Raw genomic sequence first — 742 nt, 5'->3', positions numbered from 1 at the left:
GGCAAGCCGCGACCAATGGAAAGTACAATGTGCCGGGTCAATAAGATCTCTTCTTTTTTAGCTTCCTTCTTAGTCTTCTTCTTGGCCTTCTTCTTGGCCTTCTTTTTGGCCTTTTTCTTAGCTTTTTTCTTCGTAGCCTTCTTCTTGGCTTTCTTCTTGGCTTTCTTCTTGGCCTTCTTCTTGGCCTTCTTCTTCACGGCCTTCTTCTTGGTTTTCTTCTTCGTTGCCTTTTTCTTGGCGGCTTTCTTCTTCGTCGCCTTTTTCTTCGTTGTCTTCTTCTTCGTACTGCGTTTCTTGACTGCCATGACGTGCTCCTTTCTGTGGTTAGAGGACTTGCTCAGCAAATTGGGACCGCGCAACACGCCCCAAAAGGGTTAAATTCTGGATTGCGGCGGAAAAAAGGGAAAATGAGGCTCTTGGCTGTCGAGAGTGACGTCCAGAAGCGAGAATACGACCGTTCGGCTTTTGATCGACTTGCCTGGCTTTCGCCTGCAGCCGCGTGGTCCTATATGTCGAAACCCGCAATCGGTACAAAACGGTTTTTCTTCTCCACGTTTGTCAAACCCGAAACACCGGATCTGGTCGAGAGTTGTGATACGCCAGTTTCGTTTTTCTTCACCCGATGCTCCCAACTGCGTTTCATCTCTCGATTGCATGTAGCAAATCTGTGTCTAGCACAGTGCACATACAAGTCAAGGCGTAACTCTAATTACAGAAAAACAAAAAAGCAAACATTTTTGGC

At 46.8% G+C, this 742-nt stretch carries 1 protein-coding gene; it reads right to left on the bottom strand.

The window, feature by feature from the left end; genetic code table 11:
- Positions 1-305 (bottom strand): hypothetical protein (locus tag P8X48_09705; GenBank protein ID MEJ2107584.1); only part of this gene is annotated, 305 nt, incomplete at its 3' end.
- Positions 306-742: the final 437 nt, after the last annotated feature.

Source organism: Acidiferrobacteraceae bacterium (assembly GCA_037388825.1).
In the GTDB taxonomy this organism is placed as follows: Bacteria; Pseudomonadota; Gammaproteobacteria; order Acidiferrobacterales; family JAJDNE01; genus JARRJV01.
This window is presented reverse-complemented; position numbering and strand designations above follow the sequence as displayed.